The sequence below is a fragment of the Nocardia terpenica genome (assembly GCF_013186535.1).
In the GTDB taxonomy this organism is placed as follows: Bacteria; Actinomycetota; Actinomycetes; order Mycobacteriales; family Mycobacteriaceae; genus Nocardia; species Nocardia terpenica.
Map to the genome: position 1 here is coordinate 418,127 of NZ_JABMCZ010000003.1, position 22,073 is coordinate 440,199.

At 69.9% G+C, this 22,073-nt stretch carries 23 protein-coding genes and 1 pseudogene; 10 read left to right on the plus strand and 14 right to left on the minus strand.

Going from position 1 to position 22,073, the window contains the following annotated elements; translation table 11 throughout:
• Positions 1 to 19: 19 nt before the first annotated feature.
• Positions 20 to 910: a 4-hydroxy-tetrahydrodipicolinate synthase gene (gene dapA, locus HPY32_RS23450; protein ID WP_067594450.1), complete on the plus strand. Its 891-nt coding sequence runs from the start codon at positions 20 to 22 to the stop codon at positions 908 to 910.
• A 57-nt stretch (positions 911 to 967) separates the two neighbouring features.
• The gene (locus HPY32_RS23455) at positions 968 to 1,891 is read left to right on the plus strand and encodes a LysR family transcriptional regulator (RefSeq protein ID WP_171983028.1); all 924 of its coding nucleotides are present in this window, start codon (positions 968 to 970) and stop codon (positions 1,889 to 1,891) included.
• A 28-nt stretch (positions 1,892 to 1,919) separates the two neighbouring features.
• Here the strand turns inward: HPY32_RS23455 and HPY32_RS23460 are convergent, their stop codons facing one another.
• Together HPY32_RS23460 and HPY32_RS23465 are read right to left on the minus strand one after the other, a co-directional pair.
• Complete coding sequence (locus HPY32_RS23460) at positions 1,920 to 2,120, minus strand: hypothetical protein (RefSeq protein WP_067594444.1); 201 nt, start codon at positions 2,118 to 2,120, stop codon at positions 1,920 to 1,922.
• Positions 2,121 to 2,194: 74 nt separating this feature from the next.
• Complete coding sequence (locus HPY32_RS23465; protein ID WP_067594441.1) at positions 2,195 to 2,428, minus strand: BldC family transcriptional regulator; 234 nt, start codon at positions 2,426 to 2,428, stop codon at positions 2,195 to 2,197.
• A gap of 234 nt (positions 2,429 to 2,662) precedes the next feature.
• Here HPY32_RS23465 and HPY32_RS23470 point away from each other — a divergent pair, with 234 nt between their 5' ends.
• The 4 genes from HPY32_RS23470 (at position 2,663) to HPY32_RS23485 (ending at position 4,332) form a co-directional block, all read left to right on the plus strand.
• A complete protein-coding gene (locus tag HPY32_RS23470; protein ID WP_067594438.1) occupies positions 2,663 to 2,998 on the plus strand; it encodes a DUF4229 domain-containing protein in 336 nt (111 codons plus the stop codon).
• A gap of 72 nt (positions 2,999 to 3,070) precedes the next feature.
• Positions 3,071 to 3,292: a helix-turn-helix domain-containing protein gene (locus HPY32_RS23475; protein ID WP_067594435.1), complete on the plus strand. Its 222-nt coding sequence runs from the start codon at positions 3,071 to 3,073 to the stop codon at positions 3,290 to 3,292.
• Positions 3,292 to 3,882 carry a Clp protease N-terminal domain-containing protein gene (locus HPY32_RS23480; protein WP_067594432.1) on the plus strand — a complete coding sequence of 197 codons (591 nt, stop codon included), beginning with the start codon at positions 3,292 to 3,294 and terminating at the stop codon, positions 3,880 to 3,882. Before HPY32_RS23475 ends, HPY32_RS23480 begins: the two co-directional genes overlap by 1 nt.
• Before the next feature lie 66 nt (positions 3,883 to 3,948).
• Complete coding sequence (locus tag HPY32_RS23485) at positions 3,949 to 4,332, plus strand: phage holin family protein (RefSeq protein ID WP_067594429.1); 384 nt, start codon at positions 3,949 to 3,951, stop codon at positions 4,330 to 4,332.
• 7 nt (positions 4,333 to 4,339) lie between these two features.
• On the opposite strand, the gene HPY32_RS23490 is transcribed toward HPY32_RS23485, so the two are convergent.
• Positions 4,340 to 5,428, minus strand: coding sequence for an IS630 family transposase (locus HPY32_RS23490; protein WP_231951339.1), 1,089 nt, complete (start codon positions 5,426 to 5,428; stop codon positions 4,340 to 4,342).
• 115 nt (positions 5,429 to 5,543) lie between these two features.
• Positions 5,544 to 6,413 carry a 1,4-dihydroxy-2-naphthoate polyprenyltransferase gene (locus HPY32_RS23495; protein WP_067596231.1) on the minus strand — a complete coding sequence of 290 codons (870 nt, stop codon included), beginning with the start codon at positions 6,411 to 6,413 and terminating at the stop codon, positions 5,544 to 5,546.
• 454 nt (positions 6,414 to 6,867) lie between these two features.
• Between HPY32_RS23495 and HPY32_RS23500 the strand changes: the two genes are divergently transcribed.
• A complete protein-coding gene (locus HPY32_RS23500; RefSeq protein WP_231951891.1) occupies positions 6,868 to 10,281 on the plus strand; it encodes an AfsR/SARP family transcriptional regulator in 3,414 nt (1,137 codons plus the stop codon).
• A gap of 340 nt (positions 10,282 to 10,621) precedes the next feature.
• On the opposite strand, the gene HPY32_RS23505 is transcribed toward HPY32_RS23500, so the two are convergent.
• The 8 genes and pseudogenes from HPY32_RS23505 to HPY32_RS23540 all read right to left on the minus strand — a co-directional run bounded on the left by HPY32_RS23505 (position 10,622) and on the right by HPY32_RS23540 (position 17,781).
• Positions 10,622 to 11,461: an ABC transporter permease gene (locus HPY32_RS23505; protein WP_067594426.1), complete on the minus strand. Its 840-nt coding sequence runs from the start codon at positions 11,459 to 11,461 to the stop codon at positions 10,622 to 10,624.
• Positions 11,458 to 12,468, minus strand: coding sequence for an ATP-binding cassette domain-containing protein (locus HPY32_RS23510; RefSeq protein WP_067594423.1), 1,011 nt, complete (start codon positions 12,466 to 12,468; stop codon positions 11,458 to 11,460). The genes HPY32_RS23505 and HPY32_RS23510 overlap by 4 nt, the downstream gene beginning before the upstream one ends.
• A gap of 149 nt (positions 12,469 to 12,617) precedes the next feature.
• Positions 12,618 to 13,751, minus strand: coding sequence for an o-succinylbenzoate--CoA ligase (menE, locus tag HPY32_RS23515; protein ID WP_067594419.1), 1,134 nt, complete (start codon positions 13,749 to 13,751; stop codon positions 12,618 to 12,620).
• 103 nt (positions 13,752 to 13,854) lie between these two features.
• The gene (locus tag HPY32_RS23520) at positions 13,855 to 14,163 is read right to left on the minus strand and encodes a DUF3349 domain-containing protein (RefSeq protein WP_067596229.1); all 309 of its coding nucleotides are present in this window, start codon (positions 14,161 to 14,163) and stop codon (positions 13,855 to 13,857) included.
• 18 nt (positions 14,164 to 14,181) lie between these two features.
• Entirely contained in the window at positions 14,182 to 14,472 is a 291-nt protein-coding gene (locus HPY32_RS23525) for a hypothetical protein (protein WP_171983030.1), read from the minus strand.
• Between the two features lie 538 nt (positions 14,473 to 15,010).
• Positions 15,011 to 16,189 (minus strand): annotated as a pseudogene (locus HPY32_RS23530) (inorganic phosphate transporter); the annotation flags it as partial.
• A 113-nt stretch (positions 16,190 to 16,302) separates the two neighbouring features.
• Positions 16,303 to 16,695 (minus strand): VOC family protein, encoded by a 393-nt coding sequence (locus tag HPY32_RS23535; RefSeq protein WP_067594413.1) that lies wholly within the window; start codon positions 16,693 to 16,695, stop codon positions 16,303 to 16,305.
• Positions 16,696 to 16,887: 192 nt separating this feature from the next.
• Positions 16,888 to 17,781 carry a 1,4-dihydroxy-2-naphthoyl-CoA synthase gene (locus HPY32_RS23540; protein ID WP_067594411.1) on the minus strand — a complete coding sequence of 298 codons (894 nt, stop codon included), beginning with the start codon at positions 17,779 to 17,781 and terminating at the stop codon, positions 16,888 to 16,890.
• A gap of 220 nt (positions 17,782 to 18,001) precedes the next feature.
• Here HPY32_RS23540 and HPY32_RS23545 point away from each other — a divergent pair, with 220 nt between their 5' ends.
• Both HPY32_RS23545 and HPY32_RS23550 read left to right on the plus strand, forming a co-directional pair.
• Positions 18,002 to 18,658 (plus strand): PaaI family thioesterase, encoded by a 657-nt coding sequence (locus HPY32_RS23545; RefSeq protein WP_067594408.1) that lies wholly within the window; start codon positions 18,002 to 18,004, stop codon positions 18,656 to 18,658.
• 85 nt (positions 18,659 to 18,743) lie between these two features.
• Positions 18,744 to 19,190, plus strand: a complete 447-nt coding sequence (locus tag HPY32_RS23550) for a DUF6918 family protein (protein WP_067594405.1) — start codon at positions 18,744 to 18,746, stop codon at positions 19,188 to 19,190.
• A gap of 74 nt (positions 19,191 to 19,264) precedes the next feature.
• Here the strand turns inward: HPY32_RS23550 and HPY32_RS23555 are convergent, their stop codons facing one another.
• Complete coding sequence (locus HPY32_RS23555) at positions 19,265 to 20,089, minus strand: siderophore-interacting protein (RefSeq protein WP_067594402.1); 825 nt, start codon at positions 20,087 to 20,089, stop codon at positions 19,265 to 19,267.
• 89 nt (positions 20,090 to 20,178) lie between these two features.
• On the opposite strand from HPY32_RS23555, the gene menD reads away from it, so the two are divergent.
• Positions 20,179 to 21,804, plus strand: coding sequence for a 2-succinyl-5-enolpyruvyl-6-hydroxy-3-cyclohexene-1-carboxylic-acid synthase (menD, locus tag HPY32_RS23560; protein ID WP_067594399.1), 1,626 nt, complete (start codon positions 20,179 to 20,181; stop codon positions 21,802 to 21,804).
• Here the strand turns inward: menD and HPY32_RS23565 are convergent.
• Positions 21,798 to 22,001: an Rv3202a family protein gene (locus tag HPY32_RS23565; RefSeq protein ID WP_067594396.1), complete on the minus strand. Its 204-nt coding sequence runs from the start codon at positions 21,999 to 22,001 to the stop codon at positions 21,798 to 21,800. The genes menD and HPY32_RS23565 overlap by 7 nt on opposite strands.
• Positions 22,002 to 22,073: the final 72 nt, after the last annotated feature.

Consider the following 22,073-nt stretch of genomic DNA (forward strand, 5'->3'; position numbering starts at 1 on the left):
TCCCGGTCACCCTGAGGGTATGACGCTCTCCGGTTTATACGTTCCCCTCATCACCCCGTTCACCGCCACCGGTGAACTCGCCGCCGAGGCCCTGGAGGGTCTGGCCAACGATGTAGTGGATGCCGGAGCGGCCGGTCTGGTGGCGCTCGGCACCACCGGCGAGCCCGCCACCCTGACCGTGGCGGAGCGTCGCCGCGTGCTGGATGTGTGTGCGGGCGTGTGCCGTTCGCGCGGGGTGCCGCTCATCGCCGGGGCCGGATCCAACTCCACCGCCGAGTCCGCGCAGGCGCTCGCCGCCCTCGATCCGCGGGTGTCGGCCGCGCTCGCCGTCGTGCCCTACTACACCCGCCCGTCCGAGGACGGCGTGGTCGCGCACTTCCGCAATCTGGCCGCCGCCAGCCCGGTGCCGCTGATCATCTACAACATCCCGTACCGCACCGGCCGCCCGCTCGGCGCCGAAACCCTGTGCCGCCTGGCCGATCTGCCGAACGTGATCGGCTTCAAGCACGCCGTGGGCGGCATCGACGACACGACGATCGCCTTCCTGAGCCGCGTCTCCGCCGACACCGCGGTGCTGGCGGGCGACGATCTGTTCCTGAGCCCGCTGCTCGCGCTCGGCGCGGCGGGCGGCATCATGGCCTCCGCCAACGTGGCGACCACCGCGTACGTGGATCTGATCGCCGCCTGGCGGGACGGGATGCTCGAGCGCGCCCGGGGTCTCGGCAATCGCCTGGCACCGCTCGCGTCGGCCCTGTTCGCCGAGCCGAACCCGGTGGTCATCAAGGCCGTCCTGGCCGCTCAGGGCCGGATCCCCAGCCCGGCGGTGCGACTGCCGCTGCTGCCCGCCGGCGACATCGCCGTGACCGCGGCCCTGACCGCGCTGGCCGCCGTCCCCACCCCGATCCGATAGTTCCATCCGGGCCCAACCTCGTCCGCCGTCACCTCCGCGCCCGCTAGAGTGAGCGCGGTGACGGAGCTGGATTTCCGGCAGCTGGAGGCATTTGTCGTGCTGTCGGAGGAGCTGCATTTCGGGCGCGCTGCCGCGCGCTTACACGTCACGCCGGGTCGGGTCAGCCAATTGATCCGCGTGCTGGAGCGTCAGGTCGGCGAGCCGCTGTTCGCCCGTACCAGCCGCAAGGTGGAGCTGCTCGCCGCCGGCGAGGCGCTGCTCGCCGAGGTGGAACCGGCGTATCGCCAACTGCTGGGGGCGATTACCAATGCGCGGGCGCGGGCGCGCGGCATCCGCGGGACACTGCGCGTCGCCTACGTCGTGACGGTCGGGATGGCCCGCGCGCACGCCTACGTCGCGGCCTTCGAGCAGGAGTATCCGGAGGTGTCGGTCTCGACGCTGCCGGTGAACGGGCTCGCCGGGCAGCTGGGCGCGCCCCTGCACGAGCAGGCGGCCGACCTGCTGCTGATGTGGTTCCCGGACAATCCGGCGAAATTCGACGGCCTGGAACCGGGCCTGACCTTCGGCCCGCCCCTGTACAGCGGCCCGCGTGCGCTGGCGGTCAGCCTGGATCATCCGCTCGCGCAACGCGATTCGGTGCAGGCGGAGGAACTGGCCGACTACGACATGCTGATGCCGCCGCCCAGCTTCCCGGACTGGTTCGTCGACGCCTGGAGTCCGCCCCGCACGCCGGAGGGTAAACCCATCAATCGGCATGCGCTGGTGTCGGACTGGAGCCTGGACCCGGTGCTCGACACGGTGATGCGGACCGGCATGGTGCTGCTCGCGACCGCGGTCGTCGTGGAGAATATGGCGCGCCCCGGCATCGTGCTGGTGCGCGTGGACGGCCTGGACCCGTCGCATCTGGTGCCGGTCTGGCGAAACGACCTGGACTCAGCGCTGATTCAGCGCTTCGTGGAGGTCGCCGCCCGGGTGATGTGACCGACCCGGGCGGGAGGTGAGAAGTGGGTCAGTTGTCCGAGCCGGTGTCTCGGTTGCGATGCTGGCGCGAGATGCGCCAGAGGAATTCGGGATCGTCGTCGGGGCCGATGATGCGGTCACGCCGCGCGGTCTTTCCCGCGGTGATCCGTGGTGGGCGTTGCGGCCCGAAGGCCTTCCAGCACAACACCGCGACGGCCACGACCGCGATGAGTGCCAACAGGTACGTCACGTCACTCACCTCCTGCTATCGAGAGTAATCCGTGGGGCGTACCTGCGGCACCGCAGACGCGGAAATCGACGGTATTACCTTGCGGTCGCCTCGGTGGTCAGGGACCTGAGCAGCTGCATCACCTCGGACTCACGGAAGCGACGGTGGCCGCCCGGTGTGCGCAGCGAACCCAGCCGCCCGGCATGCGCCCAGCGGGTGACGGTCTTCGGATCGACGTGGAACAACGCCGCAACCTGGCCAGGGGTCAGGAGGGCCTCCTGGCCGTTGACGGAACCCAACGTGCGGCTCGCCGCGGTGATCGCAGTCATTCGCAAACCTTTCCGTAATCGACAGTTCCCTCATCAGATAGCGACATCGTTGCACTGACACCCCCAGGTACTCGAACGATCTAACGTTGGTAAAGGGGAAGTAATAGACAAATCGGATATGCGTACGGATTGACTGCAACGATTCGGCGACATTTTCGCGAACATCCAGCGATCGGATCGTGGCCGCGCCGGGCAGGTCGAGGCCCTCGGCGGGCGTCGCCTAGGCTGGTCGGCGTGAGTGATGCATCCCGGCCGGACGACGCATCCGCCGACCCGGCTCCCAGCGCGGGCCGGCGGCTGGCGCGCAACCTGGCGATCTACACGCTGGCGCGGTTGGTGCTGGTCGCGGCCGTCGCGGCCGTCATCCTCGTGCTCGCGCGCGTGCTGAAGGTCGATCTCCCGCTCATCGTCGCGCTGCTGTTCGCCCTGGTGGTCGCGCTGCCGCTGTCGCTGGTGCTGTTCAAGCGCCTGCGTGCCCGGGTGAACGAGGACATCGCCGCCGTCGACGAGAAGCGCCGCACCGACAAGGCCCAGCTGCGGGCCCGGCTGCGCGGCGAAGAATCTGTGTAGGCCCCTTTCCCCGTTCGTAGCTCATGTCAATTTTCGTTGACGCGCCCTCGATGTCAACGTAAATTGACGGACATGAGTGAAGCAACGACTCTGGCGGCCGCCGCCGGCAGTCCCGATCCCCAGGTCGGTCTGCGTGCGGTGCTCGCGCTGCGGCGGTTGCTCGAGCGGCTGGAGGCGATCCAGGTGGCCAATGCCCGTACCCGGGGGTGGTCCTGGCAGGCGATCGCCGACGCGCTCGAGGTCAGCCGGCAGGCGGTCCACCAGAAGTACAACCGGAGAGGCGGAATCCGCTGATGTTCGAACGTTTCAGCAAGGCGGCGCGGTACGCCGTCGTGGTCGCACAGGAGCAGGCGCGCGAATTGCGTTCGCCCGAGATCGATATCGAGCACCTGCTGCTCGGTATCACCATGTCACCGGCGGATGATCTGCGAAAGGCGCTGGCCGACAACGGTGTTACCGCCGAGAAGATTCGAGAGGGGCTGGTGCGCAAGCGAACCGACGAGCCGCTCGGCGAGGAGGACGCCGCCGCACTGCGATCCATCGGCATCGACCTGGACGCCGTGCGCGATTCCCTGGAGGCCACCTTCGGCGAGGATGCGCTCGACCGCGCGGTCCCGGTCCCGGAGGGGCGGCGCGGCCGCTTCGGATTCGGCGGCGGCGGTATGAACTTCGGCCACATCCCGTTCACCCGAGGCGCGAAGAAGGTGCTGGAGTTGTCGCTGCGCGAGGCGCTCGCGCGCGGCGACAACCGGCTGACGGCCGCACACGTCACCCTCGCGATCCTGCGCGCGCCCAACCCGGTGACCCGGGACCTGCTCGGCGGCGAGGACGGCATTCGCACCCTGCGCGACGCCGTGCACGACCTGCTCGACCGCGCGGCCTGACCGGAATGCCGACCGCCCGGATCGCTACAACCGGCCGTCGGCGGCGGTCCCCGCTAGCATGGCGCCATGGGCCTGCTGCTCCGCTTGATCATCAATGCCGTCGCCATCTGGCTCGCCGCCGCCTGGGTCGACAAGATCGAGCTGGTGAGCCCGGCCGACAAGGGCACCGGCGGCAAGATCGTGGTGGTGCTCGCGGTGGCCGTGGTGTTCGGCCTGGTCAACGCCCTGATCAAGCCGCTGGTGAAGCTGCTGTCGCTCCCGCTGGTGGTGCTGTCGCTGGGCCTGTTCCTGCTGGTGATCAACGCCCTCATGCTGCTGCTGACCGCGAAGATCACCGAGACCACCGCCTACGGCCTGCGGATCCACAGCTTCTGGGCGGCGGTCGTCGGGGCCGTCATCATCACCCTGGTCAACTGGGTGCTGGGCGTGGTGGTGCGCGACCGCGACTAGTGCCTTGTCACGCAACCTTCGGTAGGTAATCGGGTCGCCGGATCTTGGAGCCGACAGCGAAGTTGCGGACAGGTCCGGCGTGCTGGTTACGCCAGCGGATGTAGTCGCCGATGACCGCGTCCTGCTCGTCATGGCTGCGGTGATCGGTACCGTTCAGCGCGAAGTAGCGCAGGGCGGCGAACTCGCATTCGATGCGGTTCAGCCATGAGGAGTAGGTCGGCAGGAACACCAACTCGATCTGGTTGGCGGCGCACCACTCTCGCACCTCACGCCGTTTGTGGACCGAGTAGTTGTCGCAGATCAGGTACAACTTCTCGCCCGCCCAGCGGGCCCGCAAGGTCTTGAGGAAGGCCAGAAATTCGGTCCAGCGTTTGCGGTCACGGATCCGGTAGTACAACTGCCCGCTGCGCAGGTCCAGGGCGCCGAGCATGTGCCGCACGCCTTGGGTTCTGTTGTAGGTCGCTCGCAGCCGCTTGGGCCGGCGACGCGTGAACCAGCCGCGACCGGGCCGCGGCTGCAGATTCAACGGACCGAACTCGTCCACACAGATCACGCGCCCGTCTGCGGGTGGATGGTCGTAGAGGTCGAGCACCCGGTTCATCTTCTCGGTGAACTCGGGATCGTTGCTGGCCTTCCAGGTTTTGGTAGCCTGCCACGACACCCCACCGGCCTTCAGGATCCTGCGCAGCGTCTCGCGGCTGATTTCGGCGATCCTGTTGACCGCCAATACCTCTCGCAGTTTCGACAGGCTCCACGTCGTGAACGGCCAGCCTAGATCGAGGGGGCAGCACCGGGCGATCCGACAGATCCGATCACGCATCGCCTGATCGGTCTTCGCCGGTCTGCCCCCTCTCCATTTTGGGTCGAGCGCCTCGAAGCCCTTCTCGTTGAAATCGTGGATCACTTGCCGCACATACGATTCCGATACTTGCATCAGCTTCGCGATGAACCCGACCGGCTGATGCTGCGCCGAGGCCATCACCACCACCGCCCGCCGCATCCGCACTGGTTGCTTGCTGCGCCGGGCGATCTGGGCCAGCTTGCGACCCTCCTGCGGGGTCACCGCTCTGACGAACACATCCGGCTTCCGAGCCACCGGCACCACCTCCGCCAGGCAGCATCACCGGCCGACCAGTGGCGAGCAACCCGACACCCCGACGATTAACGCATCAACCTTTCCGGACGAGGCACTAGCGGCCCGGCGGGTCCGCTCAGCCGATGCCGAGCGCGAGGGCGGTCAGGATCGACCAGGCCAGCATGGCCAGGCCGGTATCGCGCAGGGAGGGAATCAATCCCGGGCCCTGCTGCCCGCCGCGCACCGGGGCGTTGGACCGCACCGCGAGCGGGATCGCCAGCAGCCCGGCCAGCGCCCACGGGGTGCGGACCACCAGCAGCAGCGAGGCCACGAACGGCACCACCATGAGCGCCAGATGCAGTGTGCGGGTGCGGGTGTCGCCGAGCCGGACGGCGAGGGTGGTCTTGCCGGACACCGAATCGGTCGGGATGTCGCGCAGATTGTTGGTGACCAGCACCGCGCTGGAGAACGCGCCGACCGCGACCGCGCCGACCAGGCCCGCCCAGTCGATCCGCTCGGCCTGCACGAATTCGGTACCGAGCACCGCGATCAGGCCGAAGAACACGAACACGGCGATCTCGCCGAAACCGCTGTAGCCGTACGGCTTTCGGCCGCCGGTGTAGAACCAGGCCCCGGCCAGGCAGACCGCGCCGACCAGCAGCAGCCACCAGGCGGTGGTCAGCGCCAGGACCAGGCCGAAGACCGCGCCCACCGTCAGGCTCGCGACGGCCGCGCCGCGCACCGCCGCGGGGCTCGCCAGCCCCGACCCGACCAGCCGCAGCGGCCCGACCCGATTGTCGTCGGTGCCGCGGATGCCGTCGGAATAGTCGTTGGCGTAGTTCACCCCGACGATCAGCGCCAGCGACACCAGCAGGCTGAGCAGCGCCTTCCACCACACCGCCCCGCCCAGCGAGGCGGCCGCGCCGGTGCCGACGAAGATCGGGGCGATGGCGTTGGGAAGGGTGCGCGGGCGGGCGCCTTCGAGCCATTGTGCTGCACTAGCCATGATCGGCAGCCTAATCTGCGCTCGGGACTCGGCAACCGCCCGCAGGGTGGCCGGGCCCTTCTCGAGGTCGCGGCCGACCATCCGATCCCTCGGCACGATGCCGCTCGGGACGTCTGTTCGATTGCCTTCCAGGGCCTTTCGAAGCCGATGCGGAGGCCGACCGCGTCGGCGACGGCGGTGGTCCGGGCCGGGTCCGCGGCGATCGCCGTCTGCCGGTCGACCTCGGATACGGACACCGGCGGAGCGTAGGCGAACAATGGGGACCGACGGCGGGCAACGCGCGCCGGATAATGACTCGACCGCCCATCTACGATTGCGACAGCATGTTTCCTGATCACAGCGGTTCCCGCAGCGCCGCGCCGCAGCCCGCGCGCGGTTGCGCCGACGCCCGGGGACGTGAGCTATGTGGCCGTGCGGGTGGTCGGGATGCGATCGAATCTTCGGGGGCGAGGCCGTGATTGATTCTGCGGGGGACGGGGCGGTGGCCGAATCCGGGAAGGCGGTCGGCCCTGCGGGACACGAGGCCGTGCGTGTGGGTCTGCTGGGGGTGATCGCGGTCGGCCGCGGCGGCGAGCTGGTCGCCCTGCCGGGAGCGCGGGCGCGATTGCTGGTGGCGGCGCTGGCGGCGCACCCGGGGCGGAGCCGGAGCGCGCAGTCGCTCATCGATGACGTGTGGGGCGAGCAGCCGCCGCGGGCGCCGATGAATGCGCTGCACACACAGGTGTCGCGATTGCGCGCGGCGCTGCCGGAGGGGGCGTTGGAGATCGGGCCCGCCGGGTATCGGCTGGCACTGCGGGAGGACGAGGTCGATCTCACGCTGGCACGGCGGCTGGAGCGGCAGGCCCGGGAGCTGCATGCCGCGGGGGATCATCGCGGCTGTGTGGAGTTGGTCACGCGGGCGCGCGGGCTGTGGCGGGGCGAGCCGGGGGCGGATCTGCCGCCCGGACCGGTCGCCGCGGAACTGGCCGATCTCGCCGCCACCCGCTGGCACGCGCTCGACGAGCTGGAATCGGCCGCCCGGGAGGCGGCCGGTGATCTGGACGGCGCGGTGGCGATCGCGCGGCGCATCGTCGCGGGCCGCCCGTTCGACGAGCCCGCGCACGGCGTGCTCATGCGGCTGCTGGCCGCGTCCGGGCGCGGCACCGAGGCGCTGGACGTGTTCGCCGCGCTGCGCGGGCGGCTGGCCGCCGAACTCGGCACCGACCCGGGCCCGGCGCTGACGGCGCTGAATCTCGCGATCCTGCGCGGGGAACCGATGACGGTGGATGGGCGGTCCGCGGCTCCCGTGGGTACCGAGCGGCCCGCTCGATCGGAGCCTATCCAAAAGCCCGCGCCTGCAAAGGAATTCGAAGATTCCGCGCATGCGACATCGAGCGCCGTCGGCCTGCGCGCGGCCCCGAATCCCCTGCTGGGCAGGGAGGCCGATCTGGCCGCGCTCACCGGTTCGGTGCGCACCGCCCGCGTCACCACCGTGCTCGGACCCGGCGGCACCGGTAAGACACGGGTGGCCAACGAGCTGGGTGCGCGCGCGGCGACGGAACGAGCCGTGGTGCTGGTCGAATTGGCCTCGCTGCGAGCCGATCCCGACGATATCGACGGCACCCGCGCGGATATCGAGGCGGCGATCAGCGCTACCCTCGGCGTCGGGGAGATCGGCCGCGACAATGCCGCGGTGCGCCGCAACCGGGCGCTGGACTCCCGCCGCCGACTGCGAGACGCGTTGAACACCAGGCCGATTCTGCTGATCCTGGACAACTGCGAGCACCTCGTCGACGCGGTCGCGGACGTGGTCGCCGATCTGGTCGGCGCCTGCGATCAGCTGACCGTGCTCACCACCAGCCGATCCCCGTTGGCCATCACCGCCGAGACCGTCTACCCGTTGCCGCCCTTGGCCATCGACGCGCACGGCTCACCGGCGACCGAGCTGTTCGTGGCCCGGGCCCGCGCGGTGCGCCCGTCGGTCCGGCTGGATCCGGAGGTGGTGGCGCGGCTGTGCCGCACCCTGGACGGCCTGCCGCTGGCCATCGAACTGGCCGCCGCGCGGGTGCGGACCATGAGCGTGGAGGAGATCGAGACCCGCCTCGAACACCGATTCGCCCTGCTGCGCAGCGGCGATCGCAGCTCCCCGGAACGACACCGCACCCTGCACGCGGTGATCGAGTGGAGCTGGAACCTGCTCGACGAGCCGCAGCGCATCGCCCTGCGCAGGCTGTGCCGGTTCCCGGCCGGATTCACCCTCGCCGCAGCCGAAGTCGTGGCGGGTGGCCCGGAGGTCGGTGAGGTGGACGCGGCCGTCGACGGGCTGGTGAGCCAGTCCATGCTGACCGTCCTCGAGGACGACGACGCCGGGGCGGTCCGCTACCGAATGCTGGAGACCGTGCGGGAATTCGGGGAGGAACGGCTCGCCGCCGCCGCGGAGGCCGACGCGGTCATGGCCCGAATGGCGCTGTGGGCCAGGGATTTCGCCCTCGATGCCGCGGGGCGGTACCCGACCGACGAACAGGTCCGCGTGGTGCTGTCGGTCGGGACCGAGCTCGACAATCTGCTGGCCGCGCTGCGGTACGCCATCGATCGCGGCGACGGCCGGACGGTCTACACCGTCTTTCCGATCGTCGCCGCGCTGTGGATGGTCCGCGGGGCGCATGCGGAGCTGGTGAGCTGGCTGCCGAGGATTCTCGCTGTGCCGCAACCGGTTCCGCGGCCCGACACGATCGACGCCGAGCTGCAGGTGCTGTCCTGCGTGATCATGTGTATGCACCTGTTCTACTCCGGCGACGTGCACCGGGAGATCGCCGCGGTGCGCGTGCGGGCCCGCCGGTTGCTGCGGTCGGGTGTCGTCCTGACGCCCATCGCCCGCTTCGCCGCCGAGATGGTGTGCACCGAACCCGATTTCATCAGGGGCGCCCGCAAACTCACCGCGGGCACGCGGTCGCCGGACAATCTCGTCCGCGCGGTGTCGCTGCTGGTGCGAGCCAATCTGCGGGAGAATATGGGCGATGTCCGTGGCTCGCTGCGTGATTCGTTGCGCGCCATGGAGATGCCGGTCTTCGAGCACGTCTGGGGCACCGCGATGCTGTGCCAGCACCTGGGGCAGCTGGCGTCGCAGACCGCTCGCTACGCGGAGTCGACCGAGTACTACCGCCGTGCCGTGGAGGCCCAGCTTCTGTTGCGCGCCCACGACGAGAGCGTCGAGACCCGCAGCTTCCTGGCCTGGTCGCTGATCGGTGCGGGCGAGTACGACCGGGCACAGCGCGAATTGGAGTTCGCGGGTCGTTTCGTCGACGGCGGCGCCGCACCCGACGACCCGGTGCTGCGGCCCAATCATCGGCGGGCCGCCGTGCAGGCGGGGTGGGCCGAATTGGCCTTCGCCCGAGGGGATGTCGAGGTCGGGCTGCGGCGCGGGCGCGACACCCTCGCCCTGCTGGCGTGGCCCACCGACCATCCCGGCCCCGGTCCGGGCGACATCATGGGCGCGTGCGGGGTGCTCGACCAGCACATCCTGTACGGCCGCCTGGACGCGGTGCCCGACCTGCCCTGCCAGATCATGACGGTGGCGCTCGGGCGCCTGGTCCAGTTCTGGGATCTGCCGCAGATCGGCATGGTGGCCGCCGCCATCGGCTCGTATCTCGCCGCGCGAGAACAGGATCCGGAGATCGCCCGGGAACTGCTGGTGCTGGCCGAACGCACCGTCGCCCGGCAGGACATCCCGTCGATGCGGCTGTCGCGGCACCTGGACCTGCATCGCGCCACGCTCGGCGAGGAGGAACTGGCCGCCGCGCGGCGCTCGGTGGCCAGCCTCGGCCGCCGCCGCTGCGCAGACCGCATCATGACCCTCCTCGCCGAGATAAACACCCGAATGTGCGAATGAGCATGCCCGCCAACCGGTCTCCGATCGGCGGGCACCCGCACCCCTCGTCATCCCGGTACATTTTCGCCCCCATGTTCCCGGCATGCCTTCCCCACGCCCCCGGTACGCCTTCCCCATGTTCCCGACATGCCTTCCTCATGTCTCCAGCGTGCCTTCCCCATGTTCCCGGCGTGCCTTCCTCATGTCTCCGGCGTGCCTTCCTCATGTCTCCGGCGTGCCTTCCTCATGTCTCCGGGGTGCCTTCCTCATGTTCCCGGGGTGCCTTCCTCATGTTCCCGGGGTGCCTTCCTCATGTTCCCGGCGTGCCTTCTCCATGTTCCCGGCATGCTTTTGGCCGGGATCACGCCCGCCGCATATACGCCCGCACGGTCAGCGGCGCGAAAATCACGATCACCACAACGGACCCGATCAGCGACCACACCAGTTTGCTGGTGAAGAGGTTGTGGTTCATCAGTTCTCGGCAGGTGTCGACCATGTAGTAGACCGGGTTGACCTTGTTCAGGCCCTGTAGCCAGCCCGGCATCGTGTTCACCGGGACGAAGGCGCCGGACATGAAGGTCAGCGGGAACATGATCATCATCGAGACGCCCTGCACCGCGGGCGCGCTCTTGCCGGTGACGCCGACCAGCGCCCAGATCCAGCTGACCGCGAACGAGCAGAACACCACCACCGCACCGGCGACCAGCACGCCGATCACGCCGCCCGCGGGCCGATAGCCCAGGATCAGCCCCATCACGACGGTGAGCGCGGTGGCGATGCCGTAGCGCACCATATCGGCGATCAGCGCGCCCGACAGCGCCGAAATGCGGGCGATGGGAAGGGATTTGAACCGGTCGAAGACGCCCTTGTCCATATCCTCGCGCAACTGGGTGCCGGTCACGACCGAGGTCATCACCACGGTCTGCACCAGGATGCCCGGAATCAGGATGGGCAGATAGTCGTGCACGCTGCCGCCGATCTTCCCGCCGAAGATGTAGGCGAACAGCGCCGTGAACAGGATCGGCTGGATCGTGACGTCGAACAGCTGCTCCGGATTGTGCTTGATCTTGAGGATGCCGCGGTAGGCCATCGTCAGCGAATTCGCCACGGTCTGGCGGAATCCGATGTGATTGCGGGCGTCGGGAATCGCGGCGCGGGCCGCATGGCGTCCCGCGGTGGGGGCGGTCATGGTCGTGGTCATGCCGCGCTCCTTTCGGTGTCGGTGTGCTCGGATTCGGCGCCGTGCCCGGTCAGGGCGAAGAACACCTCGTCCAGGCTGGGCTTGCTGACGGTGATCTCGTCGACGTGAATGTCGTGGTCGCGCAACCGGATCAGCAGATCGGTGGTGACGCTCGGGTCGCTCAGCGGCGCGGTGATGCGGCCCGCCTCGGGGGTGATACCGGCCTCGACGAGCCGTCCCGCGGCGCGCGAGAGGAACTCGCCGATCAGCGAGCACGCCTGCTCCAGCCGGGCCGGATCGGCGAGGGTGAGGTGCAGCGCCGACAGGCCGACCGAGCGCTTGAGCTCGTCGGAGGTGCCGTCGGCGATGACCTTGCCGCGGTCGATCACCGCGATCCGGTCGGCGAGCTGATCGGCCTCGTCCAGGTACTGCGTGGTGAGCAGCACGGTCGCGCCCTCGCGGACCAGGCGGCGGATGGTCTCCCACATCTGGGCGCGGGTGCGCGGGTCCAGGCCGGTGGTCGGCTCGTCCAGGAACAGCAGCGGCGGGGTGGCGATCAGGCTGGCGGCCAGGTCGAGTCGCCGCCGCATGCCGCCGGAGAAGTTCTCCAGCGCCTTGTCGGCGGCCTCGGTCAGCCCGAACTCCTCCAGCAGCTCGCCCGCCTTGCGCCGGGCCTCGGCGCGGCTCAGGCCGAGCAGGCGGGAGAAGATCACCAGATTCTCGGTGGCGGTGAGCTTTTCGTCGACCGAGGCGTACTGCCCGGTGACGCCGATCAGCGACCGCACCGCGGTGGGTTCGGCCACCACGTCGCGGCCGAAGACGCGGGCGCTGCCCCCGTCCGGGCGCAGCAGGGTGGCCAGCATGCGGATGGTGGTGGTCTTCCCGGCTCCGTTGGGCCCGAGCACGCCGTACACCGCGCCCTGCGGCACCGCCAGGCTGACCCCGTCCACGGCCCGCTGCTCCCCGAAGACCTTGACCAGCCCGTCCGCCTCGATGGCGGGTGCATCGGCAGGTGCATGAGAATTCATGCCCCTACGGTGAAACGCCCGCCTTGCACGCCCCTTGCATCCCTATTGCGTCCACACACAAGACGTCGAGCACTCATGGTCCCGGCGTGCTCTTGGCCGGGACCTCACGCAAGGTCCCGGCCAAAAGCACGCCGGGACCAGGGGCGGGGCTAATGCGTGGTGTCGGCCAGCAGGTGCTCGCGCAGTTTCATGCGGTCGGGCTTGCCCGGGCCGCGCATCGGGATCTCGTCGACGACGGCGAGTTCGCGGGGGGCGGCGATGGGGTCGAGGTCGGCGATGACGTGTTCGCGGAGCTCGTCGAGGGTGGGGACGGAGCCGGGGGTGGGGACCACGGCGACCGCGACGCGCTGGCCGAGGCGCTCGTCGGGCAGGCCCAGCACCACGCACTCGCTGATCGCCGGGTGGGTGGCGAGCACGGCCTCGACCACCTGCGGGATCACCAGCAGGCCGCCGGTGGAGATGGCCTCGTCCAGGCGGCCGGTCACGGTGAGCACGCCGTCCTCGTAGGTGCCCGCGTCCTCGGTGCGGAACCAGCCGGGCTCGACGAAGGCCGGATGATCGGGCAGGCCGCGGTAGCCCTTGGCGAGCATGGCGCCGCCCAGCAGCACCCGGCCGTCCTCGATGCGGACCAGGGCGCCGTCCAGCGGCACGCCGTCGTACACGCAGCCGCCGCAGGTCTCGCTCATGCCGTAGGTGCGGACCACGTTGATCCCGGCCGCGTGCGCGCGTTCCAGCACCGGCCTCGGGGTGGCCGCGCCACCGACCAGCACCGCGTCCAGGTCCGCCAGCGCCTCCGCGGCCGCGGGTTCGTCCAGGGCCTTGATCAGCTGGGTGGGCACCAGCGAGGTGTAGCGGCGCGGGCCGGTCATGCCCGACACCGCGGTCGCCAGCCCGCCCGGCAGGAAGCCGTCGGTAACGTCGAGCACCACCGGCTCGCTGCCGGACAGGATGCTGCGCAGCAGCACCTGGATACCGGCGATGTGGTGGGTCGGCAGGGCCAGCAGCCACTGCCCCGGGCCGCCGAGCCGGGCGTGGGTGGCGTCGCCGCTGGCGCGCAGGGCGGCGGAGCTCAGCATGGTGCCCTTGGGCACGCCGGTGGTTCCCGAGGTGGTGACGACCAGCGCCACGTCGTCCTCGATCGGCTCGCCGGGGCGCAGCGCGTTGGACAGCCGGTGGGATTCGCGGCGGTCACCGGTCGGCACCGGGAGCCAGGCCGGACCGCTGCCGTCCAGGGCGTCCCGTAAATGCGGCATAACGTCACCCACCGCGGCTCCGGTGGGCATGGGGAGGGTCCGCAGGGTGGTGCTCACGTTGGCGATCGTGTCATGTCAGGGCCGACGACCCGCGAACGGGTCCGTGCTCCCTTCGGCTGCTCGGGGTCAGGGATCAGTCGGACGTCGGTGTCGCCAGCGGCCAGCCACCGGCCGCGAGCCGGGAAGCCACTCGAGCGATATCGTCCTCGCCGGGCTGCTCCTTGGCAACCCGGGAGATCGCCGCCTCGATCTCGTCGCGGTCGATCCGGTCGCCACCGGCGCGTTCGCGCACCAGCTCGGCGACGATCGAGCGCACCTCGAAATCGGTCAGGCGGCGATGCAGCACCGCCAGCAGGGCGACATAGTCGGACTGCGGAATGCCTTGCGGATATCCGGCTTTCAGCCAGCCGAGCACCTTGCTCAGCGGATGTTCGACGCTCACATGCACATCCTTCCCGGCTCAGCCCGCGCCGAACAGATGGATGCCGAGCCGGGCCGCCAGAAATGCCTTGGCCACGAACAACACTCCCGCCACCACGGTCGCCGCCACCGCCGCGTAGCAGATCACCGCGCCCGCGGCCGCCGCCCGCCGCCGGGCCACACTCACGGCCCCGCCGCCCGCACTCCCGATCCCGCTGCGCGACTGGAACCGCACCCCCAGCGCGAAAATCGCGGGCAGCCCGGCCCCGAACACCAGCGCCGCCACCGTGACCCGCCACAACTCCCGCAAATCCATCAACAACGTCTGCACTCCGCGCCTCCTACCCGATCCCCCGCACCACACCACCGTCCGGACCGGACGCAACCCCCCGCCCCACCCCACCGTTCACGCCCAGCACCACGCCCCCGTTCGTGCCGCGCCCCGCGCTGTTGTTCGTGCTGTGTCCTGCGTTGTTGTTCGTGCTGTGTCCTGCGTTGTTGTTCGTGCTGTGTCCTGCGTTGTTGTTCGTGCTGTGTCCTGCGTTGCTGTTCGTGCTGTGTCCCGCGTTGCTGTTCATGCCGTGTCCCGCGTTGCTGTTCATGCCATGCCCTGCACCGCCGTTCGTGCTGCCGGTCACCGCGGCGTTCGTGCGGCCGACCGCTGCGCCGTTCATTCCGTCGGCCGCAGCGCTGTTCGTGCCGTCGGCCGCGTCGCCGCCGACACCCCCGGGTGCGGTGGTACTCGAACCGTGCGCGGCGCTGTCGCTGGCGTTGCGCCTCGTGGCGGCATTTGTGCCGGGCGTGGCCCTGCCGCTTGCGTCCGGCACCGCCATGCCGTTCACGGCATGCCTTGCGGCAGCGGTGTTCCCGGGCGGTGGTGTGTGGGCGTCGAGGGTGGGCTCCGCGGCTTGCTCGGACCAGTCGTCGTTGACGTTGGCGGCGTGGACCGGGGTGCGGCGGGAGCGGAGGTACATCAGGGCGGAGAGGAGTAGGAGGGTGGCGAAGACCACCAGGACGCCGGGGGTGCCGCCGATGCCGTGGGCCACGGCCCAGCAGGTCGCGCCCGCGAGTCCGGCCAGGGGGAGGGTGAGGACCCAGGCGACCACCATGCGGCCCAGGACCGTCCAGCGGACCTCCGCGCCGGGACGGCCCAGGCCGGTGCCGAGGATGGCGCCGGTCACCGTCTGCGTGGTCGACAGCGGGAGGCCGAAGTGCGCCGAGGTGAGAATGATCGCGGCACTGGTGGATTCGGCGGCCAGGCCCTGCGGCGGGGTGATGTCGACCAGCCCCTTGCCCAGCGTGCGGATGATCCGCCAGCCACCCAGCGAGGTACCGGCCGCGATGGCCACCGCGCAGGCCACGATCACCCACAGCGGCAGCGCGTCCGACGGCTTGGCCGAGCCGTAGGCGATCAGCGCCAGGAAGATGATCCCCATGGTCTTCTGCGCGTCGTTGGTGCCGTGCGCGAGCGAGACCAGCGAGGCCGAACCGACCTGCCCCCAGCGGAAACCGCGGGTCACCACCTTCTCCTCGCTGCCGCGGGTGAGGCGGTAGACCAGCCAGGTGCCGACCGCGGCGACCAGCGCGGCCACCACCGGCGCCAGCACCGCGGGCACCACGATCTTGGTCAGCACGCCCTGCTTGCCCGCCGACCAGATCACCCCGTGCCAGCCCAGCCCCGCGATGGTGGCGCCGATCAGGCCGCCGAACAGCGCGTGCGAGGAGCTGGACGGCAGGCCGAACAGCCAGGTCAACAGATTCCAGAGGATGCCGCCGACCAGACCGGCGAACACGATCTCGAGCAGCGCCGGCCCGCTGACCTCGTTCAGCCGGACGATTCCCTCGGCGACGGTGGCCGCGACCTCGACGCTGAGAAACGCGCCGACGAGATTGAGCCCGCCCGACAGCACGACCGCGGTCCGCGGTCCGAGCGCGCCGGTGGCGATGGAGGTCGCCATCGCGTTGGCGGTGTCGTGGAAGCCATTGGTGAAGTCGAAAACTAGTGCGGTGAAGACAACGATGAGCAGAACGATTAGTTCGGCGGTCACGACATCAGTGTGCGTTATCGATCCGTTAAGGCTGTTGCCAGGTTGCTGTCGGGCCTGATAACCGGGATGGTAGTGCGGTTTCGCGACGCTGTGGGTTTGCCGATTACCGCCCGTCAGTCCAGGTTTCGAGTGTCCCGGCGCATGGGGTGTTCGGCGGGCACCTCCACCAGCACGATGGGTACGCCGTCCGGATCGCGCACCCACATCTCGATCAGCCCCCAGCGCTCACGCACCGGCGGCCGATCGATCGCGACCCCGCGCAGCGCGAGCTCGGCCGCGGCATCGGACGCGCTGCGGACCTGCAGCCACAGCGCGCCCGCGAAATCGGTCGGCGCATCCTCCCGACGCCCGTGCCCGGCGACCTCGACCAGCGACTGCCCCGCGAAGAACACGGTGCCGCCGGGATACTCCCGCGCGATCGCCAGCCCCAAGCCGTCCCGATAGAACGCCACCGTTCGCTCGTAGTTCGCCGGTCGCACAATGATCCGGCTGGCCAATATGTCCACACCGCGAGCCTAGAGGCCCCGGCCAAAAGCACGCCGGGGCCGACGGTGAGTTGCTAAGCACGCCGGGGCCGACGGTGAGTTGCTAAGCACGCCGGGGCCGACGGTGAGTTGCTAAGCACGCCGGGGCCGACGGTGAGTTGCGAGGCACGCCGGGGCCGACGGTGAGTTGCGGTGCCGGGCTCTCGGCCGGAATCAGAAGTACCAGGGGTAGGGGGACCAGTCGGGGGTGCGTTTCTGGAGGAATGCGTCGCGGCCCTCGACGGCCTCGTCGGTCATGTATGCCAGTCGGGTGGCCTCGCCCGCGAAGAGCTGCTGGCCGACCAGGCCGTCGTCGGTGAGGTTGAAGGCGTACTTCAGCATGCGTTGCGCCTGTGGGGATTTGCCCAGGATCTCGGCGGTCCACTCCAGGGCCTCGTCCTCGAGCCGGTCGTGGTCGACGACGGCGTTGACCGCGCCCATTCGGTGCATCTCCTCGGCGGAGTAGGGGCGGCCGAGGAAGAAGATCTCGCGGGCGAACTTCTGGCCCACCAGCTTGGCCAGATACGCGCTGCCGTACCCGGCGTCGAAGCTGCCCACATCCGCGTCGGTCTGCTTGAAACGGGCATGCTCGCGGCTGGCGAGTGTGAGATCGCACACAACATGCAGGCTGTGCCCGCCGCCCGCGGCCCACCCGTTCACCAACGCGATCACGACCTTCGGCATGAACCGGATCAGCCGCTGCACCTCGAGAATGTGCAACCGCCCCGCCCGGGCCTTGTCGACGGTGTCGGCGGTCTCGCCGCTGGCGTACTGGTACCCGCTGCGCCCGCGGATGCGCTGATCACCACCGGAGCAGAACGCCCAGCCGCCGTCCTTGGGACTGGGCCCATTGCCGGTGAGCAGCACCGCACCCACATCGGGGGTCATGCGGGCATGGTCGAGCGCGCGATACAGCTCGTCCACGGTGTGCGGCCGGAAGGCATTGCGGACCTCCGGCCGATCGAACGCCACCCGCACGGTGCCCTGCTCGATATGCCGGTGATAGGTGATGTCGGTCAGATCCTCGAACCCGGCAACAGGTTCCCAGAGTTTCGCATTGAAGGTCACTGTGTCATCTTGCCGCTCCTTCGTCGCGGCGGGGTTTGCGGTCCCTGAGGCTCGTCGTTTCGGGGCCGCTGCTTGCTCCTTCGTCGCCTACGCAGCGACCCCGAAACGACGAGCCGACCGCAAACCCGTTCGGGCTGCGAGCGTTGTGGCACACGCCTGCGAGTGATTCCTACTCCCCGGTTTGATTTGACGCCGTAAGAACCCTCGCTACCGTGCAGGTATGAGTGAGCAGGTGGAACCCGTTATCGACCATGGCGCGGTCGACGAGGATCGCTACGACACGCACGGGGGTTTCCCGCGGGTCGTGGAGGCCGAGCCGGGGCCGCGGTTCGGGCCGTTCGTCGAGGCCATGCGCACGCTGCAGGATCTGGCGGTGGCGGTGGACTGCCCGGACGAGGTCTACGGGCAGGCGCTGACGCGGGCGCGGGAGCTGATCGACCTGCTCGAGCCGTATCGCGCGCCGGAACGGGTCGGCCCGGCCGGGCGGGCGCCGCGGCTGCCGGGCCGGGGCAGTCTGCTCATGCCGCCCTGGCAGACGGTGGCGGCGGGACCGGAGGGTGTGCGAATGCGCGGCGAGTTCCGGCGTTTTCATCTCGGCGGCAACGGGGCGGTGCACGGCGGTGTGCTGCCGCTGCTGTTCGACGATCTGTTCGGCTCGCTCGTGCACTATGCCGGACGTCCGATCAGCCGCACCGCGTTTCTGCATGTCAACTACCGCAAGGTGACTCCGCTGACCACTCCGCTCGAGGTCGAGGGCAGCATCGATCGGGTCGAGGGCCGCAAGACTTTCGTAAGCGCAAGGCTGCGAGACGAATCCGAAACGATCCTGGCCGATTGTGAAGGGCTCATGGTGCAACTGCTGCCCTGGCAGCCGTAGTGGGTCGGCATCGTGTGCCTGGTTCGTCCGGTGCGTATAGTTGCGTGGGCTCGCTCATCGAAAAACTATCCGGAGGAACCTGAAAGTGGTTGCAGCACTGTCTGAATCCCTGCTCGATGACGCCAAGCGCCCGGCTTTCCTCGCCGACGCCCAGAAGGTTCTGGACGCCGAGGTGTCGGACAAGGGCGGTGCGTCCGGTCTGGCCGTGAAGGGCGGTTACGCCGCGATCAAGAAGGTCAGCCCGACCATCGTCGAGGACGCGCTGGCCTCGTTCGCCCCGAAGTTCGTGGACGCTCTCGACCCCTTCTGGGCCGAGTACCAGAGCGCGGGCGCGGGCAGCTTCGGCGACCTGCTGGTCGCCAAGCAGGACCAGGTCGCCGAGGCGCTGCTCGCGGTCACCGACGCGCGGGCCGAGGCGTCCTCGCGTCCGGCGCTGAAGAAGGTCTACTCGTCGCTGCGCTCCTCGGCCAAAAAGCATGTGACCGAGGCCCTCCCGCGACTGGGTGACCTGGTCCAGCGCCACGCTGGGTAAAACACGGTAGGCGCGGTCTCGGCGGGCGACGGCACCCGCCGAGACCCACCGAGGGAACGGACGATTCGGGCGAGTCAGCTGCCCTGGGCGCGCCCGACCCGCCAGTAACCCGTGAAAGTTATGTCGGCCTTGGGGATTCCGCGCTCGTTCGCCAGGTGGCGGCGCAGGCTCGAGGCCAGTTTCTGCTCGCCCGCAATGAAGGCGTAAACGCCCGATCCCGGCAGGGACGCGGCCCGCACGGCCTCCAGCGCCGGGCCGCCGACCTCCGTCTGCGGGTCGGTGCGTGGCAGCCAATTCACCTGCACGCCTTCGGGTTCGCCGAGGTCCTGGGCGTCGTCCGGGTGGGCGATCTCGAGGTACGCCGCGCCGCGCAGCTCGCGCGGGGCCGAGCGCAGCACGCCCGCGATGGCCGGTAGCGCGCTCTCGTCGCCCACCAGCAGCGACCACGAACCGTGCTGCGGCGCTTGGTACATGATGCCCTCGTCGAGCAGCCCCACCGGGTCGCCGACGGCGCAGCCGCAGGCCCATCCGCACGCCGGGGTGTCCTCCCCGTGCAGCGCGAAATCGATGTCCAGCTCGGCCGTTTCGCCGAATTCGCCCCGTCCCGCGTCGCGCCAGCCGCGCACCGTGTAGTTGCGCACCACCGGCCGCTGCTCCTTGCCCATCATCAGATACTGCGCGTACCAGAGGTTGCTGGCCGCCGAGGGCAGCCGCAGCCCGTTGCGGCCCGGCAGGAACAGCCGGAACCACTGATCGAATCCCATCGGCGTGAATCCGGCCAGACCGGCGCCGCCGATCGTGACGCGGGTGAAATTCGGACTGATCCGCTTGCTCCCGACCACCTCGGCGGTGAGGATCTGCCGTTCCCCGGGCTTGACGTATTTGGTGCGCTTGGCCATATCTATTAGGTTAGCAAAACCTAAGTTAGGCGACCCGCTGTGAGCGGCCCGACTCCCTCCGGGGCCGTGCGGTCTGACAGTCTGGGGGCGTGAACCCTTCTACAGCACAGGCGCAGGTCGTCGTCGACGAATTGGCGCGCGGGGGTGTGCGAGATGTGGTGCTGTGTCCTGGCTCTCGGAACGCGCCGCTGGCCTTCGCCCTGGAGGCCGCCGATGCCGCGGGCCGGATACGGCTGCACCTGCGCGTCGACGAGCGCACCGCCGGATTCCTCGCCATCGGTCTCGCCGTCTCGAGCGGCCGCCCGGTGCCGGTGGTGATGACGTCCGGGACCGCGGTCGCGAACCTGGGCCCGGCGGTGCTGGAGGCCAATTACGCGCGGCAGCCGCTGATCGTGCTGAGCGCGAACCGGCCCTACGAGATGCTGGGCAGCGGCGCGAATCAGACCGTGGAGCAGTTCGGCCTGTTCGGCAGCCAGGTGCGGGCCGCGATCAGCCTCGGCCTGGCCGAACGCGAGGACGGGTATCGGCGGCAGAACAGCGTGTGGCGCGCGGCGGTGTGCCGGGTGCTGGCGGCCGCGCGCGGCACCCGCTCGGGCAATGCCGGTCCGGTGCACTTCGATATTCCGCTGCGCGAGCCGCTGGTGCCCGACGCCGTCCCGGGTGAGTGCGCACCGGACGGCCGCTCCGGCGAAAAGCCTTGGACCGCAACGCAGTACGCGACGCTGGACGTACCGCTCGAGATCGACCTGTCCCCGGACACGGTGGTGGTGTCCGGGCATGGCGCGGGCCACCGCCCGGAGCTGGCGGACCTGCCGACCGTCGCCGAGCCGACCGCCCCGATGCACGGCCCGGCGCTGCATCCGCTGGCGCTGTCGCTGCTGCGGCCGCGGCAGGCCATCATCACCGGTCGCCCCACCCTGCACCGGCAGGTGTCGAAGGTGCTGTCCGATCCGGACGTGACCGTCTTCGCGCTGACCACCGGCCCGCGCTGGCCCGACGTGTCGGGCAATGTGGTCGGCACCGGCACCCGCGCCATCGTCTCGGGCGCGCCGCGGCCGGAGTGGCTGACCCACTGCCGCGAGGTGAATGCCAAGGCGCACAGCGTGGTTCGCGACGAACTGACCCAGCATCCCAAGCCGACGGGCCTGCACGTGGCGGCCGTGGTGATGGACGCGCTGCACGAGGGTGACCAGCTGCTGCTGGGCGCGTCGAATCCGGTGCGCGACGCCGCGCTGGTCGCCCACCCGAAGCCCGGCGTGAAGGTGCTGTCCAATCGCGGCGTGGCGGGTATCGACGGCACGGTGTCCACCGCGGTGGGGGCGGCGCTGAGCCATCCGGGCCGCACCATCGCGCTGATCGGCGACCTGACGTTTCTGCACGACGCGTCCGGGCTGCTCATCGGCCCGGGCGAGCCGCGGCCCGCGGATCTGACCATCGTGGTCGCCAACGACGACGGCGGTGGCATCTTCGAACTGCTCGAGCAGGGCGACCCGCAGTACGCGGGCGTGTTCGAGCGGGTCTTCGGCACGCCGCACGGCATGGATCTGGCCGCGCTGTGCGCGGCCTACCGGATTCCGCATCGGCAGGTCGATCCGGGCGAGCTGGCCGCCGAGCTACGCTGCCGCGATCAGGGCATCCGGGTGCTCGAGGTCGCGACCGAACGGTCCGGCCTGCGCGAGTTGCACGCGGCGGTGCGGGCCGGGATCGGTCAGTAGTCGGCGGCCTCGTCCGTGTAATCGTCCTCGAGCGGTACGGGAATGGCCTGCTCGATCACGTCCGCCTCGGTGGCGTCGCGCTCGCCCGCGTCGGCCGGCAGCTCCGGTTCGGCGTCCTCGTCGAGAATGTCCGGGTAGGCCGGAACGCTCTGCTCCACGAAATCGGCTTCCGGAACGGCATCGATGCGGTCGGTCATCGGGTCTCCCTCCGCTGATGGTTGTCCTGCCTCCTTCGAGAATGCGCCGGGCGCGAGCCGCTGGCAACCTCC